This is a genomic window from Jeotgalibacillus sp. S-D1, assembly GCF_004358665.1.
In the GTDB taxonomy this organism is placed as follows: Bacteria; Bacillota; Bacilli; order Bacillales; family Jeotgalibacillaceae; genus Jeotgalibacillus.
Genome location: NZ_SMZR01000001.1, coordinates 313,761 through 332,187, shown reverse-complemented (window position 1 = coordinate 332,187; position 18,427 = coordinate 313,761). Strand labels below are relative to the sequence as shown.

Sequence of the window (18,427 nt, the reverse complement as noted above, 5' to 3'; positions counted from 1 at the left end):
CTCCTTAGACCTGCTTAAGATAAGCCATTAATTTTTCTATCTTAATGCTTTCCTGGGTACCCTCATTCATGTTTTTAACAACAATGGAACCTTCAGTTAACTCATTGTCGCCTAAGACGGCAACATATTTTGCTTGAAGCCGGTCGGCTGTTTTAAATTGTGCTTTCATTTTACGGTTAAGGGTGTCCATATCCGCTCGCAATCCCTGCTGTCTTGCCTGATAGGTAAGCTGAACCACTTTATCTTTAGCTTCATCACCCATGGCAACAAAGTAACAGTCAAGAGACTGGGTTATTGGCAGCTCAATTTTTTCTGCTTCAAGCGCTGAAAGCAGACGTTCTATACTAAGAGCAAATCCTATTCCGGGTGCACTTGGACCTCCAAGATCTTCAGATAACCCATTGTATCGGCCACCGCCGCACAATGTCGTAATCGCCCCGAATCCTTCTGAACTGCTCATTATTTCAAATGCAGTATGATTGTAATAATCCAGACCTCTTACAAGGTTAGGATCCAGCTCATAGTCAATGCCCATCAAGCTCAAATAATGCTGCAGCTTTTTAAAATAAGCGCTCGACTCTTCATTCAAATAATCGGCCAGAGATGGAGCGTTAGCAATTAGTTCATGATCACGGTCTTTTTTACAGTCCAGTATGCGCAGTGGATTTTTAGTCAGTCTTGTCTGACAATCGGAACAAAATTCATTAATTCTCGGTTTAAAATGCGCAATTAACGCTTCTTTGTGTGCGATTCGGCTTTCTGTATCACCCAAACTGTTTAAAACAAGTTTCAGTTCTTTTAAACCAAGCCGTTTGTACAATTCCATGGCCAGTGAAATCACTTCTGCATCGATGCTTGGATCATCACTGCCTATTGCTTCTACACCAAATTGTACGAATTGGCGGTATCTCCCCGCCTGAGGACGCTCATAACGAAACATCGGGCCATTGTAATACAGCTTAACCGGCTGATTGGCCTGGCCGAACATTTTGTGCTGAACAAAAGAACGCACAACCCCTGCAGTGCCTTCCGGTCGAAGCGTTAAGCTTCTTTCTCCTCTGTCCTGGAACGAATACATTTCTTTTTGCACAATATCAGTGGTATCCCCCACTCCCCGTTCAAAAAGTTCAGTATGTTCAAACATGGGAGTTCGGATTTCTTTGTATTGGTATTGCTCACATAATTCTTTAGCCACCTGCTCAATATACTGCCATTTTTCAATTGTACCCGGCAAAATATCCTGGGTTCCCCTAGGGATGTTTATGGACATCAGTTTTCCTCCTTAAAAATCAATTAATAAAAAGTCTGTTTCAGCTTTTACTCTATCCAGCTTCCACAGGCAGCTCTTCGGATCGTAAGCCACTCATCCACTTAGGCAAAAAGCGCCTAATTGGCTGCGCGTCTTTCGTCTGTCAGAGCTAAACGTCTGTTTCAGCTTTTACTCTATCCAGCTTCCACAGGCAGCTCTTCGGATCGTAAGCCACTCATCCACTTAGGCAAAAAGCGCCTAATTGGCTGCGCGTCTTTCGTCTGTCAGAGCTAAACGCCTGTTTCAGCTTTTAAAATAAAATACAAAAAAACTCCCGTCCCTTGTCCTAAAACAAGGGACGGGAGTTTGTAGTTCCCGTGGTGCCACCCTAATTGAAGCAAATTGCTTCCACTCAAGGCAGTTAACGCCTGCATACGTCAGTTCCTACTAAGAAGTACTTTTCAGAATTGAACCTAAGGAGTGTTCATTCAATAAGCTGCCATGTAAATTCACTTTCAGCCCAGGGTGAATTCTCTCTAGCCACGCATTTTTCTTATTTACTATTCTCCATCACTGGTTTTGTTTTCGATTTTGATAATGTAATCAATCATAATAAGGAGCAGAGCGAATGTCAAGAGGGATTAACAAGACTTTTAAGTTTGATTACAATTTCTTTAATGACATACATGATATAAGGATCTATGATAGAATCAAGAATAAATTGTGAGGTGATGTTAATGAAGGTAATGGTTTCAATATTATCTATTTTATTATTTTTATCTGCTTTACTTCCCCCTTTCCAAGTTATTCAAGCGGCCAATGTCACAGCTACTATTTCCTCGGATCATGTTAACCTGAGAGAAGGTCCCGGCCTTTCTTATCCAACTGTTGCAACCGGCAATAATGGCGATACATATGAAGTCTTAAATGAAGAGTATGGGTGGCTTCAATTAAAACTATCCAATGGAAAAAAAGGCTGGGTTGCACAATGGCTGACTGTTCAGAACTCAGCTCAACAAGAGACTGCAAGCACACAGGATACCCGAGAAGTCACAACAGATCAGCTTCGCATCCGCAGTGATGCGAGCACCGAAAGCGAAATCCTCGGTTCTCTCGTTGAAGGAGATTCTATAAGCGTGCAGGAGGATGCTGGAGAATGGCTGCGCATCACTTCATCGGACGGTACAAGCGGCTGGGTGGCAAGTGAATTTATCAGTCCCTCACAGGAACGATCGGATGAGGATCCTGACAGCGAATCCCAAGGTACAATTTCAGTGGACCGGCTGAATGTCCGGGATGATTTTTCCTCTGATAGTGCTGTTATCGGTTCTCTTAACCAAGGTGATTCGGTACGTATAGAAAAAGAACAATACGGATGGCTTCTTGTAGAAGGAAATGGAATTAAAGGCTGGGTCAGCTCTACATATGTCCAATATCAGTCGATACAGGAAAATGAAGATGAACCGATTGAAACCAGTACTTTAGCAGGTTCTTCCATTGTAATAATGGTAGACACGCTGACGGTCAGAAACGAACCCTCCCGTGACGGAAAAGCTATAGGAAAAGTTCAAAAGAATGAATCATTTACGATTAAAGAAGAGTCAAATGATTGGTATAAGATTGAATATGAATCGGGTGAGCAGGGCTGGATTGCAAGCTGGTTTACCGAAGCCGGCACCGGTTCATCTGATTCTGGCGAGGAAGAACTGGTTACGATTCTTTATAATGGTTCTAATATTCGAACGCAGCCTTCAGTAGAATCTGAGGTTGCTGCAAGAACAGATTCAGGCGAACAATATACTGTACTCTCTCAGCAAGGTGAATGGTACGAAGTTGAACTAAGCGAGGGCAATACAGGTTTTATCGCCAGCTGGATTGTTTCCGGGGAAAATGAACCAATAGAAGAGGAAGAGTCTGTTGAAGAGCAACCCGCTCAGGAAGAAACAGCTGATGATCCTCCTCCCCCTGCAATCGAGTCAATTGCTGATGCCACCATCGTCATCGATGCCGGTCATGGCGGAAGAGATGGAGGCGCTATAGGTGCAGGAGGTTCCTTAGAAAAAACACTGACTCTACGTACTGCTGAAATATTGTACCACAAGCTTTCAAGCACAGGCGCAAATGTCATTATGACCAGGCAGGATGATCGGTACATTGATTTACAATCAAGAGTCGCAGCTTCCAATCAGCATCAGGCTGATGCATTTGTTTCCATCCATTACGATGCGATAGATGATCGAAGCGTGAAAGGATTTACAACGTATTATTATGGAGACGTAGATAATGAACTTGCTCAATCTGTTCATACCGGTTTAGAAGGACAAATGGCACTTCGTAATAGAGGCATTCAATACGGAAACTTTCTGGTTCTCCGGGACAATTCCATACCAGCAGTTTTATTGGAACTTGGATATATTAGCAACCCTTCTGAGGAAGTCACCATAAATAATGATCATTTTCGAGAGATTGCTACAACGGGAATTTATAATGGTTTAGTAGATTATTTTTCACAATAAAAAAACTCGGCTTTTTGCCGAGTTTTTTTTTTACTGTATATGGGCGTTTCCCCAACAGCCTAACTTTCTACAATAAGCGTTACCGGCCCGTCGTTGGTTAAAGATACATCCATCATGGCACCAAACACACCGGTTTCAACAGCTATGCCTTTTTGTTTAAACAATTCGTTCAGCTTGTCATAAAGCGGTTCTGCCGCTTCAGGCTTGGCCGCATTCATAAAATTAGGACGTCTTCCTTTTTTTGTATCACCATATAATGTGAATTGGGAAATCGATAGAATCTCCCCTTTTCGATCTAAAAGAGAATGGTTCATTTTTCCTTCTTCATCTTCGAAGATGCGCAAATTTGCAATTTTGTCAGCAATATACTGAGCATCCTTTTCCCCATCCTCATGTGTTATACCAACAAGCAAAACTAGCCCATGAGTGATCTTTCCTTTTACTTTCCCTTCAACTGAAACTTCTGCTTCTTTACTACGCTGTACAACTACTCGCACAAAGTTCTCCTCCAGTCGTCAATTCACTACCCGCTGAACCGAGTAGATATCTGAAATTTGCTTGATTCTATCTGCTACACGCTGGAGGTGGTTAAGATTTTGAATCATGATCGACATATTGATCGTAGCCATTTTATTTCGATCTGTTCGACCGCTGACGGCAGAAATATTCGTTTTTGTTTCATTGACTGCTTGAAGCACCTCATTTAAAAGGCCTCTCCGGTCATATCCTGAAATTTCAATATCGACATTATACTCTTTTTTATCCTGAGGAGCACCCTCCCATTCGACAGGAATTAAACGCGCATTGGCATCATCCTGGATGTTCGGGCAATCTGTACGGTGTACGGAAACACCCCGACCTCTGGTAATAAAACCGATAATTTCATCTCCCGGCACCGGACTGCAGCACTTGGATAATCGTACAAGAAGATTATCAATCCCTTTAACTGTCACTCCAGCTTCCCGCTTCTTTCTTGCAGAAGGGGGCTTGATATCTGCCATTGCCTTTTCAAGTGTATCTTCTTCATCTCGAAGCTTCCGGAGCTTTTCAGTGAGACGGTTGGCAATTTGAACACCGGTGATACCACCATACCCAACAGCTGAATACATATCCTCAACATTGGTAAAGTTAAATTTTTCAGAAACTCTCTTAATATTTTCTTCCGTCAATACTTCCTTCGGATTAAATTCAAGGGCCCGAATTTCCCGTTCAACAATATCTTTCCCTTTGTCCATATTTTCATCGCGGCGCTGCTTCTTAAAAAAAGCTTTGATTTTATGCTTCGCCTGCGAGGTTTGAGCAAGCTTCAGCCAGTCCTGGCTCGGTCCATAGGAGTGTTTGGAAGTCATTATTTCAATAATGTCCCCTGTTTTTAAGGTAGAATCCAGCGGCACCATTTTGCCGTTTACTTTTGAGCCAATCGTTTTGTTGCCAATCTCGGAATGCACCCTGTAGGCAAAATCGATCGGAACGGATCCTGCAGGAAGTTCCATTACATCTCCTTTTGGGGTAAAAACATAAACCATGTCAGAAAACAGATCAAATTTAAGAGCATCCATAAATTCTTCTGCATCGGAAGAATCCTGCTGGAATTCAAGGATCTCTCTGAACCATGTTAGTTTTTTCTCAACAGATTCCTTCTTATCTTCACTGACGATGGTTCCTTCTTTATAGGCCCAATGTGCAGCAACACCATATTCGGCAATTCTGTGCATATCGGAAGTCCTGATTTGAACCTCAAGCGGATCCCCTTTAGGACCGATAACCGTCGTATGAAGGGATTGATACATATTCGGCTTTGGCATGGCAATGTAGTCTTTAAAACGTCCAGGCATGGGCTTCCAGCATGTATGGATAATGCCCAGTACGGCATAACAGTCTTTTATACTGTCAACAATTACTCTGACAGCCAGCAAATCATAGATTTCATTGAACTGCTTATTTTGCATCGCCATTTTTTTATAAATCGAATAGATATGTTTTGGACGGCCATAAATATCTGCATCAATCTTAACATCAGTTACCTGATCCTTGATTTCGGTAATGACCGTTTTAACATATTCCTCCCGTTCGTTTCGTTTTTTCTTCATCAGATTTACGATACGATAGTATTGCTGAGGATTTAAATAACGTAATGAGGTATCCTCAAGCTCCCATTTGATTGTTGAAATCCCCAAACGATGTGCAAGCGGTGCAAATATTTCAAGCGTTTCATTTGAAATCCGTATTTGTTTTTCAACCGGCATATGCTTAAGGGTTCTCATATTATGCAAACGATCAGCAAGCTTAATAAGAATCACTCTAATGTCCTGTGCCATTGCAATAAACATTTTTCTGTGATTCTCTGCCTGCTGTTCTTCTTTGGATTTATATTTAATTTTCCCAAGTTTGGTCACGCCATCAACTAACATGGCCACTTCTTCGTTGAAACGCTCGGTTAAATCTTTATAGGTAAAGTCCGTATCCTCCACCACATCATGTAGAAACCCTGCCGCTACGGTAGACGGATCCATTTGAAGATTCGCCAAAATACCTGCTACCTGGATGGGATGAATTATATAAGGCTCACCAGATTTCCGGAACTGTTCCTTGTGGGCTTCAGCTGCAAGTGCATATGCATCTTTAACCAGATTCACTTGATTGCTGTTCATGTAAGTTGCTGTAATCCCGAACACTTCTTCCGCGGTAAGCACTCGATCATTCGCCATACGTTATATCACCTTTATCGTTTGAAATAGATTTTTGTGTATTGTTTCTATTATTAAAAAAAAACGTTCTCATGTAAAGCGATTCTGTTCTTTTTAAGACAAATCCGAAAAAAAAGTTAAAAATAAACCATTTTGTATATAAAAAGAGTCCCTATTGTGGGACTCTTTACAATTATTTAGTATTGCATAAGTGTAAGCATATCATATCCATCTAATTTGTCACGACCATCTAAATAGGTAAGCTCAATCAAAAAAGCAATACCTGCTACCACGCCGCCTAATTCTTCCACAAGCTTAATGGTGGCTTCAATCGTTCCGCCTGTCGCAAGCAGATCATCAGTGATAAGAACACGCTGCCCTGGTTTGATGGCATCACGATGGATCGTCAGAACATCCTTGCCGTATTCCAAACCATAATCTACTTTGACTGTTTCGCGAGGAAGCTTACCTTCTTTGCGGACAGGAGCAAAACCTATACCCAGTGCATATGAAACAGGACATCCAATAATAAAACCACGGGCTTCAGGGCCTACAATAATATCGATGTCTTTATCTTTTGCATATTCAACAATTTGGTCAGTGGCATAGCGGTATGCATCTCCATTGTCCATAAGTGTTGTAATATCTTTAAATCGAATTCCTTTTTTCGGCCAATCTTCTACGATTGTCACAAATTGCTTCAAATCCATACTTTTTCTTCCTCCTCAAGTCTCTTCGCCCATTCAGTGTGCTCTTCAAACCATACTTTAAGCTGCTGAAAAGACGAATATAACAACTCCTGCTCTAAATTCACCATGCGTTCTTTGGTCTGGTAGGCAGGCGAATGAGACAAATCCCGTTTTTCAACGGATTTGTTGACGGTAATCATTCCATCCTTAATTGTAACAAAATCCAGTTCAAAAAACACCTTTGACATAAAATTTATTGTATCCCGGCTCCAGCCTTTATGGTTTGCCAATGCGTCTCCATTTTTTGACAGGTCAAATTCCTGTCGTTTCTTTAAGAAACCATAATACCAGGCAAAGTGATCCCTCGATGGCATGGCATTGAAAAACTGAGGATCATCCTGATAAAAATGTGCGTACACTCTTACCGGTTTGCCATTTTTAATTAAGTTTAACAGAATTTCTTCATTCGAAGGCAGATCTAATAATACAATTTGTTTTTGATCAATTGAGTATTCAGATGCCTGCTCTTCATTTTCAATTACCATAATGGATTCAGCTGCCAGATACTTTGAAAAAGCGTGGACGGTTTTAGGATCAAATGCGATCACATCACGCTGCGGCGGCAATGTTGCAAGCCACCTTTCCGGCTGGGAAATGCCTCTCACATCAAATAGCTGCCAATCATTTATCTTTACGTCTTTAACAAATATTTGAGGTTTTCGTGTATTATTCCATTCGTTAATTGAAAGTTCACCAATCACATCTATTTTTGCTAGAGGAGATACGTGATCTGCGAGTTCTCCTAAACCAAAAGCGATACCATCTAATGCAGATTTTCCTTTTTCAAGTGTAATTTTAAGATGATTTTGATTTGCTCCTATTTTCCGGATAGATGCGACTGAAGATTGTTCGATTAACACTTTTGGCTTTGGATTTTTCATTCCGAATGGAGCCAGCATCTGCAGCTTTGAAATTGAATGAATATCAATTTCATCCAAGTGTGCCATCGTATCTACAGGGGTAATCGGAATGAAGTCTTCCGGTGCAAGAAATTTGGCTTGTTCATTCAAGCGGATACGCAATGTGTCAACATGTTCAAGGGACAAAGTCATCCCGGCTGCCATAGGGTGGCCTCCAAATTGAGGGAGGATGTCCCGGTTTTGAGAGAGTTCTTCGAACATATTAAATCCTGCAATACTCCGGGCAGATCCTTTTGCTTTCCCTGTAATCGGATCAAGGCAAAGAATAATGACAGGGCGATAATATCTATCTACTAATCTGGAAGCTACAATGCCGACTACACCTGGATTCCAGCCTTCCTTCGCTATAACAAGCACCCGATTTTCCTCTAGGGAATAATTTTCTTCAACCTGTTTAATGGCCTGCTCCGTAATTTCACTTACAATTGATTTACGTTCTTTATTCATCGTATCAATCTCTACTGCAAGTGATTCAGCTTCCCCGGAGTTTTCAGTCATTATAAGGTCAACAGCCGGATCTGCATCCGATAAACGTCCTACGGCATTCAGCCGCGGTCCGATGACGAAACCTACTGATTCCTCATCAAGATCTGAAATGGCAGCCCCCGCAACCCTGCAAAGAGCCAAAATGCCCTTTCGGGAAGTTTGGCGCAATACTTGCAGCCCTTGCTTCACCATTAAACGATTTTCATCACGTAATGCCACTAAATCTGCAATCGTTCCAATTGCCACCAGATCCAGTAAATGAACCGGTGCTTTTCCCAGAAGTGCATGAGCCAATTTAAACGCTACACCAACCCCGGCCAATTCCCTAAAAGGATATTTCCCATCAGGATGGTTAGGATGAATGATGGCTAATGCCTCAGGTAAAATAGGTCCCGGTTCATGATGGTCTGTTATAATCAGGTCTACTCCCAATTCTTTCAACACATTTGCTTCGTGCACACCAGAAATTCCATTATCCACCGTGATGATTAAACTAATCCCCTGTTCTGCTGCAAAGCGGAAGGCCTCCTCATTCGGCCCGTAGCCTTCAGTAAAACGGTTTGGTATGTAAAATTCTACATTGGCCTCCATCTGCTGCAGGGCGGTCATTAATACAGAGGTACTGGTTACGCCATCGGCATCATAATCACCATAAACCATAATCATTTCTTCGTTTTCAATAGCCCGCTTAATACGTGCAACAGCAATATCCATTCCTAAAAATAAAAAAGGATCATAAAAAGATTGTTTTTCTATATACAAAAAAGAACGTGCTTCTTCAATGTCTGTTAGACCTCGCTGGACGAGCAGCCGCGCTACTACATCCGGTATTTCCAGGGCTTTTGTCAGTGCCTGTACCTGTTCTTTATCAATCGAATTTATTTCCCATCTTGTTTTGGATGGCAACATGTTTTCTCACCTCTTTAGCGTCTATCATTATACAGGACGTTTATTGAGTATTCAATGAGTGGGTTGAACTGAACATCTCTCCAATGCAGTTAACCTGCATACGGAAAATGATTCTGCACAAAAATACCCTTACGAATATGTCTTGATTCGCAAGGGCAATATTGAGTTTTGTCCAGACTAACTTAATCTGCTATTCAGCAGAATCCCCGCCGGAGTCGGGAGCTGTTTTTTTATAGTCCGTTCTTGTCGGCAGAGGTGCTTGATTTGATGGATTCACTTCAGCAAGCTGTTCCTTCAGGCTTAGATTTTCTTTCTCAAGCTGCTTTACCTTTTTCTGCGTCATATAAAAACGGAACATTCCTACCGAACCGATGATGAGCCCGCCCATTAACACCGACCCTAAAATAACAAGAATGAGCGGCAGTTCCGTTTCTGCGAAAGCAAAATTAACGGTTACGGGATCAACGTTTATAACGGCAAAAATAGCTACAATAAGTGCAAAGATGATTCCCATAATTAAAACCCATTGAAATTTCATCTAATTCCCCCTAATTTTCAAAGCCATATTATTATTCTTCTTTTTGAATAATAGTGTATAAATACCCTTTATCAGCAGCTTTTAATCCTACTTAAATCAAACGAAACCGCCATTACAGTGTAATGACGGTTTCAAATGAGCAATTAAACAACAGGCTCATCATTCCATTCTTTTTTCTCTTTATAAGTAACAATGGATCCTTTTTTCTTTAATTCGCGTTTTTTCAATACATACCACAGCTGTGCTGCAATAAATACAGATGAATAAGTACCCGCAATCAGTCCGATCAATAAGGCGATGGAGAAGTTTAAAATGGATGTTGCACCAAAAATGATCATTGCTGTTACAACGAAAATCACTGTTAATACAGTGTTAACGGATCTGCCTAATGTCTGGCGCAAGGATTGATTTACTATTTTGGCTAACTGTTCTTTCGTTTCAATCAGTTTAAGTTTGCGCATGTTCTCCCTAATACGGTCAAACGTAACAATGGTGTCATTGATCGAGTAACCAATAATGGTTAAAACAGCAGCTATAAAGGTTATGTCCACTTCAAGCCGAAGCAAACTGAAGACAGCAATTATAAAGAATGCATCATGGACCAGTGCTACAACTGAAGCGATCGCCATGTACAATTCAAATCGAATTGATACGTAAAGAATAATCCCAAGCGACGCTATCGCGACAGCCTTCAGCGCATTCATCGCTAATTCTTCCCCGATAATCGGGTCAACGGTTGATATATTTGGTTCAGAACCGTATTTTTCCTGAAAATACGTATTTAATTCTGCCACATCACCCCGGCTTAATGATTCAGTAAATCTGGCCACACCAACCTCCTGATTGTCACCGGAGATCAGAATATTGCTTGCTTCAAGTCCAATTGATGCAAGGTCCTCTTCAATCACTTCCTCTGTAAGGGAAGTATCTGCCACCATATCAATTCTCGTTCCGCTGGTAAAGTCAATCCCAAGATTTAAACGGAATATTGCCAGAATAGACATTCCTGCAATAATAAGAACAGCAGAAATCATGAAGAATTTCTTACGGCTTTTAACAAAATCAAAATGATCGAATTTTGTCGGCAAGTCCAGTGCATCAACATCGTCCCTGTAATCATTAATTTCGGAGTTCTTCACCCCAAACCAGCCTTTACGTTTATCTAAGAAACCACTGCGCACCCATAAGCTCATAAATAGGCGTGTGCCAAAAACAGCCGTTACAAAACTAACAATAATACTGATTAATAACATGGTAGCAAACCCTTTTACAGAGCTTGTCCCGAAGTAAAACAGTACGATACCCGCTAACAGGGTAGTAATATTGGCGTCAAAAATGGTCCATAGAGACGAACGGCTTCCTTCAGCATAGGCATCCCGTACGGATTTACCCACTTTTAGTTCTTCTTTAATCCGTTCATAGGTAATGATGTTTGCGTCAATCGCCATACCAACTCCAAGAAGCAGTGCGGCAATCCCCGGAAGTGTCAGTACCCCATTCAGCCAGTCAAAAACAAGAAGGATTAAATAAATATAAACCGACAGCGTAATAACCCCAATAAAACCTGGGAATCGATAAAACGCAATCATAAATAAGAAAATAAGAGAAATCCCAATAATTCCAGACAGAATCGTCTGATCCATTGCCATTAACCCAAAGGACGCCCCTACTGAAGTGGAGTATACTTCTTCGAGTTCAACAGGCAAAGCCCCTGCATTTAAAAGATTCGCTAAATTTTGAGCCTCTTCTAATGTAAAGCTGCCCTCAATGACCGGGGTATTTGTTGTTAATACCTGTGAGACATTCGGCGCTGATATAAATTTCGGGTCTTCTTTCTGAGATTCTTCCGCGTAGGAATCTCCCTCTTCATAATCAAGCCAAATGACTAGTTTATTATCGGGTGGTCCCATCTCTAATATCTGACTTGTAACTTCTCCGAATTTCTGTCCGCTTTCCAGTTCAAGCTGGACAATCGGCCGGTTATTCTCATCAAAGGTTTGACTTGATCCTCCTTCAACCAGATCAGAACCGCTTAAAAGCTCATTATCGTTAACATCCCGAAAAGTCAGATTCGCTTCAGTTGAAAGGATTTCACGCGCCTGATTCTGATCCTCCACTCCTGCAAGCTGTACCCTTATCCGGTCGCCATTTTCTACTTGAATGATCGGTTCACTAACCCCTAATACATTCACACGGCGATCCAATGCCTGAGCTGTATCAGAAACGACACCAGGTGTAATTTCCTGACCATCTTCAGCCGGCTTTACCTGGTACAGAACTTCAAATCCGCCTTGCAGATCAAGACCAAGTTTCATATTTCCTAAAATCGTTTGGGTTGTCATGCCCATTGCGCCACCGATTAAGATGACCAGCAGTATAAAGGTGACGATGCGACTGCGTTTTACCATTATGTATAAATCCTCCTCAAATTCAAATGCACAAACTAAGGGTTTGAAACCATCATACATTTAATCGTACAAACAGATAAACGGATTAAATCGGGAAAAATTCATAATAAAAAGACAGGTTTTTTAAAAACTTTATAAAATGAGTATATTGTTATGAGGTCGCAGGTTTTTGGGGCAGGGATGTATAACAAAATAATCTCCTCAAATCGAATTGCTTACCAATATATCCAAATTTCCAGCAACAAGCCTATTATGAATCACATTATTATGAGTGTCAATCTCTTCGTTACTTCTCCGACGGCGTTTTATCCTCTTCAGAATGCCCATGCAGTAACATTTGAAGGTCCTGGTCCTCCATTTTCAAATTGGAGGAGGAAGACTTATATTCCGTCCTGGTCGTATAATTCATGAAATCGCCCGATTTAATCGTTAATATGTCATTAACCGCCATATACAAAGGGATCTCACCTTCATGTTTTTTCCATTTTTTATTCACTAAGTAGCTCCACAGTCCCTCTAATGTAGCTGTGTCATAGCCATAAAAGTGGAGTTCTTCTACTTTGCTTTCGAGGGCAGCACCCAAACGCCAGTATTCTTCCTTTAATGATGAATGTTTATCCATTTCTCTCCTCCTAATAATGGCTTAACTTAATATTTTCGTCATAGGCTGTCCTATAACGAGCATATGGTTAATTGTACCGAAAAAAGTACCCTTTGAGAAGGTGGAGTGCCAATGTCTACATTTATAAAAGGAACTCTGATCTTAATTTTCGCAGCAATGCTGACTAAGGTATTGGGGTTCGTACATCGTATGGTGCTGGCACGCATGGTTGGAGAAGAAGGTGTTGGGCTTTATATGATGACCTTCCCGACCCTCATGCTTGTTATAACAATCACCCAGCTGGGACTTCCTATAGCCATTGCCAAATATGTCTCAGAAGCTACTGCAAAAAGAGAAGAAAGAGTTGTGCAGCGCATACTAAACGTTTCACTGCTAATAACAGGATCCCTTGCCCTTACTTTTACACCAATTATGTTCTTTCTTGCACCTTTTTTAACTGAAACATTATTTTCGGATGATCGAACCTTCTGGCCGTTCATTGCGATTCTTCCCATCGTGCCAATTGCAGCTTTTTCAGCGGTATTAAGAGGGTACTTTCAAGGAAAGCAGCAGATGGGAGTTACAGCAGTAGGGTCCATCATTGAACAGCTTGTCAGACTTGTGCTTTTGTACATACTTGTCGGCATGTTAATACCTAAAGGAATTGAATATGCGGCTGCAGGGGCAATGCTTGCCTCGATTGGAGGAGAACTTCTCTCATTAGGTTATTTGTATTTCCACTTTATCTACTCAAGAAAAAAAGCAAAAGCGACAGCAGCAGGACAAGTTCACGTTCCAAGCCGCCCTGTTATTGCAAAACAGCTTCTAAGCATCGCTTTGCCATCAACTGGGAGCAGAATGATCGGATCAATCGCCTGGTTCTTGGAGCCAATTATTGTAATGAAATGCTTAACAATCGTTGGTTTTACGGCAGCATTTGCCACAAAACAATACGGGATATTGACGGGGTTTGTTTTGCCATTATTATTACTGCCTTCCTTTATCACCGTTTCGCTTAGTACTGCACTGGTCCCTGCCATCAGTGAAGCAAAAGCAAAAAAACAAATGATAACGGTGGAACACCGCATCCAGCAGGCATTACGAATATCGCTTGTTACCGGAGGATTATTTTCAATTCTCCTGCTCACTCATGGAACTTACTTATTGCAGGCTCTTTATCATTCAACAAGCGGAAATCACATGCTGCATTTTATGGCGATCCTATTTGTATTTTATTACTACCAGGGTCCTCTGCATGCAGTTTTACAAGCTTATGATGCTGCCGGGGCGGCCATGATCAACAGCCTGATCGGTGCGGTGGTTAAGCTCGCCGTTATGGGCGTGCTGATGATGCAGCCAGGCATGGGGATTAATGGAGCTGCAATCGGGATAATGGTCGGTTTAGTGACGGTGACAATGCTTCATTTTTTCACAATGTTAAAGCTGGTCCCCATCAAAGTACCCTATAGCCAGTATGGGGTTGTAACCGTATTAATGGTGTGTATGTATTTTCTGGAAAAATTCATCTTTCCGACATTGCTGCCAGCATACTTCCACCACCCTCTTGTGACAATGGTTATCTTAATTGGCTGTTATATCTTCTTGGGAAGAACGCTAAATGTAATAAAACATGAGGACTGGTCGTTCATTTCAATATGGAGAAAAAAACATAAATAATTACCGCTCACCGTTACTGCTTACAAACCATCTGCCATCTTCAAATGAACAAAAAAATATATCATTTAGATCAGTAATGCCCTCTTTTTCAAGTTCTGTTTTCAGCCAGTGCTCATCCTTTTGTATACGCGCCAGGTGATCGTTTTGGATTTTGCCATCCATCACAAGCGGAAGGGACAATTCACCTTCCCTTCTTCCTTTTTTTAAAACGGTCAATATACCGGATGGCTCCAAAATAGCAAACTCAACATCCTGTAAATTGAAAATATCCTTTTCACGAAGCTGCTGCATCAAATCATCAATATTGTAACGATTGCTTTTCATTTCTTTTTTCATCAGCTTTCCGTGACGGATAAGGACAGATGGAGTGCCGTCTGTCAGATCACGGAAAGATTTATTTTTAAGGGAAATCCAGGACAGCAATACCTGCAGACTCATCAAAAGAACCATTGGAAAAACCGCTTTCAGCATATTCACATACGGATCTTCAATTGCAAAAACAGCTACTTCACCTATCATCATAAAAACAATAAGATCCAATAAACTAAGCTCTCCAATTTCCCGTTTACCCATTAAGCGGAAAATCAATAATATTAGTCCATATAGAAACAGGGTTCGAACTCCGGTAAGTAAGTATTCCTCTAACAACGTCCCTCATCCTTTCGATTTATTGTCGCTTTTAGTATGACCGAGTAATGGATTCACTACACACCAATAAGGTTACAGGAGGATGAATATGTCGACTTGGCTACGGATTGGGAAGGGTATTACGTATGGCGTTATTGTAATTGCTCTAACTGTTTTGTGCATTTCAATTATCATGGCAACTTTACTTGCCCTTACCCCGCTTAAAGAACTAGAAATGACAAAATGGCTGAATGGAACGATGTTTGGGGTAATATTGGCTGGAGCCATCGTGGGAGGAGCCGTATCGAAGGTTAAAGGACTGCTGGTGGGGGCAATGATCGGATTGCTGATGATCGCTATGTCATTTTTATTAACTGCACAAGGCACACTTTGGACATCATCTTTGATCCAATCCTCATTAACTTTTTTTATATCGATTGTTGGAGGCATAGCCGGGGTAAATTTATTTGGGGGCAAGCAGGACAAACGTGAAATATAATTAAGCAATATAAAAAGCTGACGGGATCTCTCCCGTCAGCTTTTTATCGTAAGGGGGTGACAAATTACATTACACCCGGCTTATCCACCACTTCGCGTACTGCGTTGCGGTCATATGTCAGACGGCTGCCATCTCCACATTTCAAGATAACTTGTCCTTCGTCAATTGCATCAATGATTCCATGAAGGCCACCGATGGTTACAACTTTGTCGCCTTTTGCAAGGCTGCTCTGCATTTCAACCACCTTTTTTTGACGCTTCTGCTGTGGACGAATTAAAAATAAGTACATCAACCCAAACATCAATATTAGCGGTACTAAAGTAACTAACGTTTCCATATTAAAAATATTCCTCCTTCCTGCCGTTCAATCTATTAAAAGTTTTTTGCATTCGGCTTATTAAAACCGTATTGTTCAAAAAACTCTTCCCGGAAATCTCCTAAACGATCTTCTTTAATCGCCTGGCGAACTTGCCCCATTAAGTTTATCAGAAAATGAAGATTATGATAAGTAGTAAGTCTAATTCCGAACGTTTCTTCACATTTAATTAAATGGCGAATATAAGCACGGCTGTAATTTTTACAAACGTGACAGTCACAGTTTGGATCGATCGGACCAAAATCACGGGCATATTTTGCATTTTTAACGACCAGACGCCCTTCACTGGTCATCAATGTACCATTACGGGCGATACGGGTAGGAAGGACGCAATCGAACATATCGATGCCTCTGATCGCCCCGTCAATTAGTGAATCAGGCGATCCTACACCCATTAAATAACGCGGCTTGTCCGTTGGAAGCCAGGGTGTTGTAAACTCCAGAACACGGTTCATGACATCTTTCGGTTCACCGACAGACAATCCTCCTACAGCATATCCCGGAAAATCCATTGATACAAGATCCTTGGCACTTTGCTTCCTTAAAGCTTCATACTCTCCACCCTGCACAATACCAAACAGACCCTGATCCATTGGGCGTGCATGAGCTGATAAGCATCTCTCCGCCCAACGGGACGTCCGTTCCACAGAGTCTTTCATATATTTCTCTTCCGCTGGATACGGCGGACATTCATCAAATGCCATCATAATGTCCGATCCTAATGCATTTTGGATCTCCATTGCTTTTTCAGGACTTAGAAATAATTTGTCTCCATTGATATGATTTCTGAAATGCACGCCTTCTTCTTTAATATCACGGAATTTGCTTAATGAAAAAACCTGGAAGCCTCCTGAGTCTGTAAGGATTGGCTTGTCCCAGTTCATGAATTTATGGAGCCCGCCTGCTTCTTTAATAATTTCGTGGCCAGGTCTCAGCCATAGGTGGTATGTGTTGCTTAAAATAATTCCTGCGCCAAGTTCCTTTAAATCCTCCGGGGACATCGTTTTCACTGTTGCCATTGTTCCAACAGGCATAAAAGCCGGTGTTTCAAATGATCCATGGGGCGTATGAACAATTCCTAATCTTGCCCCGGTTTGTTTACATGTTTTGATATGTTCGTAGCGTACTGCGCTCACGTGACATTCTCCCTTCTATTTTATAAACATCGCGTCGCCAAAGCTGAAAAAGCGGTACCGCTCTTTTACTGCTTCTTGATAGGCAGCAAGCGTTTCGTTTCTTCCTGCCAATGCGCTTACGAGCATAATCAATGTTGATTTAGGCAGATGAAAATTGGTAATCAGTGCATCTACCGCTTTAAATGTGTATCCGGGATAAATAAATATATTGGTCCACCCGCTTGATTCACTAAAGCGCCCCTGATCATCGGCAATCGTCTCAAGCGTCCTAGTTGAAGTAGTGCCTACCGTAATAATCCGTCCTCCGGCTTCCCTAACTTCATTCAGAGTACAGGCCGTCTCATTGCTGATCTGATAATATTCACTATGCATATCATGTTCTTCAATCGAATCAACGGATACCGGCCTGAACGTTCCCAGCCCTACATGCAATGTAATAAAAGCAATCGTGACCCCGCCGTCACGAAGCCGGTCAAGCAGTTCTTCTGTAAAATGAAGACCGGCAGTTGGCGCTGCTGCAGAACCGCGCTCTTTTGCGAACACGGTCTGATAACGGTCACGGTCATCCAGCTTTTCTTTAATATAAGGTGGAAGCGGCATGTCTCCCAGCTGGTCCAATAATTCATAAAATATCCCCTCATAGGAAAATTCCATTATTCTTGAGCCCTGATCACCTATGCCGGCACAAACTGCTCTTAGCCGTCCATCTCCAAATATCACGGTTGTTCCAATTTTCAAACGTTTTGCCGGCTTTACGAGTGTCTCCCACCGGTCTCCTTCAATCTGCTTCAGCAGCAGAAGCTCTATCGCAGCTCCTGTCCCTTCTTTTTCACCAATTAATCTAGCCGGTAATACCTTAGTATCATTCAATACCAGGCAGTCACCCTTGTTTAAAAAGGACACAATATCTTTGAATGATCTGTGTGAAACGTCACCGGTCTGTTTATCCAGTACCATTAACCGGCTTGCAGTCCGGTCTTCCAGAGGAACCTGAGCAATCAGTTCCTCTGGCAAATGAAAATCAAAGTCATTTATATTCACTGTTTCTA

15 protein-coding genes and 1 other annotated feature are annotated in these 18,427 nt (G+C 41.6%); of the genes, 3 read left to right on the top strand and 12 right to left on the bottom strand.

Annotation, left to right across the window (positions count from 1 at the left end; all coding sequences use genetic code 11):
- Positions 1 to 4: 4 nt before the first annotated feature.
- On the bottom strand, positions 5 to 1,270 hold the full coding sequence (hisS, locus tag E2R51_RS01640; protein WP_133375286.1) for a histidine--tRNA ligase: 1,266 nt from the start codon (positions 1,268 to 1,270) through the stop codon (positions 5 to 7).
- 330 nt (positions 1,271 to 1,600) lie between these two features.
- Positions 1,601 to 1,832 (bottom strand) — a binding site (T-box leader).
- Positions 1,833 to 1,986: 154 nt separating this feature from the next.
- Between hisS and E2R51_RS01635 the strand changes: the two genes are divergently transcribed.
- Positions 1,987 to 3,765, top strand: a complete 1,779-nt coding sequence (locus E2R51_RS01635) for an N-acetylmuramoyl-L-alanine amidase family protein (RefSeq protein ID WP_165967108.1) — start codon at positions 1,987 to 1,989, stop codon at positions 3,763 to 3,765.
- Between the two features lie 59 nt (positions 3,766 to 3,824).
- On the opposite strand, the gene dtd is transcribed toward E2R51_RS01635, so the two are convergent.
- The 7 genes from dtd to E2R51_RS01600 form a co-directional block, all read right to left on the bottom strand.
- Positions 3,825 to 4,262: a D-aminoacyl-tRNA deacylase gene (gene dtd, locus E2R51_RS01630; protein WP_133375284.1), complete on the bottom strand. Its 438-nt coding sequence runs from the start codon at positions 4,260 to 4,262 to the stop codon at positions 3,825 to 3,827.
- Between the two features lie 18 nt (positions 4,263 to 4,280).
- Positions 4,281 to 6,473 (bottom strand): RelA/SpoT family protein, encoded by a 2,193-nt coding sequence (locus E2R51_RS01625; protein WP_133375283.1) that lies wholly within the window; start codon positions 6,471 to 6,473, stop codon positions 4,281 to 4,283.
- 176 nt (positions 6,474 to 6,649) lie between these two features.
- On the bottom strand, positions 6,650 to 7,162 hold the full coding sequence (locus E2R51_RS01620) for an adenine phosphoribosyltransferase (RefSeq protein ID WP_133375282.1): 513 nt from the start codon (positions 7,160 to 7,162) through the stop codon (positions 6,650 to 6,652).
- Complete coding sequence (gene recJ, locus E2R51_RS01615; RefSeq protein ID WP_133375281.1) at positions 7,153 to 9,516, bottom strand: single-stranded-DNA-specific exonuclease RecJ; 2,364 nt, start codon at positions 9,514 to 9,516, stop codon at positions 7,153 to 7,155. The genes E2R51_RS01620 and recJ overlap by 10 nt, the downstream gene beginning before the upstream one ends.
- A 190-nt stretch (positions 9,517 to 9,706) precedes the next feature.
- Entirely contained in the window at positions 9,707 to 10,054 is a 348-nt protein-coding gene (locus E2R51_RS01610) for a LapA family protein (RefSeq protein ID WP_133375280.1), read from the bottom strand.
- 143 nt (positions 10,055 to 10,197) lie between these two features.
- Positions 10,198 to 12,462, bottom strand: coding sequence for a protein translocase subunit SecDF (gene secDF / locus E2R51_RS01605; protein ID WP_133375279.1), 2,265 nt, complete (start codon positions 12,460 to 12,462; stop codon positions 10,198 to 10,200).
- A 286-nt stretch (positions 12,463 to 12,748) separates the two neighbouring features.
- Positions 12,749 to 13,084 (bottom strand): post-transcriptional regulator, encoded by a 336-nt coding sequence (locus tag E2R51_RS01600; RefSeq protein WP_133375278.1) that lies wholly within the window; start codon positions 13,082 to 13,084, stop codon positions 12,749 to 12,751.
- Positions 13,085 to 13,195: 111 nt separating this feature from the next.
- Between E2R51_RS01600 and spoVB the strand changes: the two genes are divergently transcribed.
- Positions 13,196 to 14,740, top strand: coding sequence for a stage V sporulation protein B (gene spoVB, locus E2R51_RS01595; RefSeq protein WP_133375277.1), 1,545 nt, complete (start codon positions 13,196 to 13,198; stop codon positions 14,738 to 14,740).
- Here spoVB and E2R51_RS01590 read toward each other — a convergent pair whose 3' ends face one another.
- Positions 14,741 to 15,388, bottom strand: a complete 648-nt coding sequence (locus E2R51_RS01590) for a DUF421 domain-containing protein (protein ID WP_240732936.1) — start codon at positions 15,386 to 15,388, stop codon at positions 14,741 to 14,743. It abuts the gene before it with no gap.
- 88 nt (positions 15,389 to 15,476) lie between these two features.
- Here E2R51_RS01590 and E2R51_RS01585 point away from each other — a divergent pair, with 88 nt between their 5' ends.
- A complete protein-coding gene (locus E2R51_RS01585; protein WP_165967107.1) occupies positions 15,477 to 15,866 on the top strand; it encodes a TIGR04086 family membrane protein in 390 nt (129 codons plus the stop codon).
- 64 nt (positions 15,867 to 15,930) lie between these two features.
- Here the strand turns inward: E2R51_RS01585 and yajC are convergent, their stop codons facing one another.
- The 3 genes from yajC to queA are packed head-to-tail and all read right to left on the bottom strand — an operon-like array spanning position 15,931 to position 18,419.
- Complete coding sequence (yajC, locus tag E2R51_RS01580) at positions 15,931 to 16,203, bottom strand: preprotein translocase subunit YajC (protein WP_133375275.1); 273 nt, start codon at positions 16,201 to 16,203, stop codon at positions 15,931 to 15,933.
- Positions 16,204 to 16,238: 35 nt separating this feature from the next.
- Positions 16,239 to 17,378 (bottom strand): tRNA guanosine(34) transglycosylase Tgt, encoded by a 1,140-nt coding sequence (gene tgt, locus E2R51_RS01575; RefSeq protein ID WP_133375274.1) that lies wholly within the window; start codon positions 17,376 to 17,378, stop codon positions 16,239 to 16,241.
- A 15-nt stretch (positions 17,379 to 17,393) separates the two neighbouring features.
- Positions 17,394 to 18,419 (bottom strand): tRNA preQ1(34) S-adenosylmethionine ribosyltransferase-isomerase QueA, encoded by a 1,026-nt coding sequence (queA, locus tag E2R51_RS01570; RefSeq protein ID WP_133375273.1) that lies wholly within the window; start codon positions 18,417 to 18,419, stop codon positions 17,394 to 17,396.
- Positions 18,420 to 18,427: the final 8 nt, after the last annotated feature.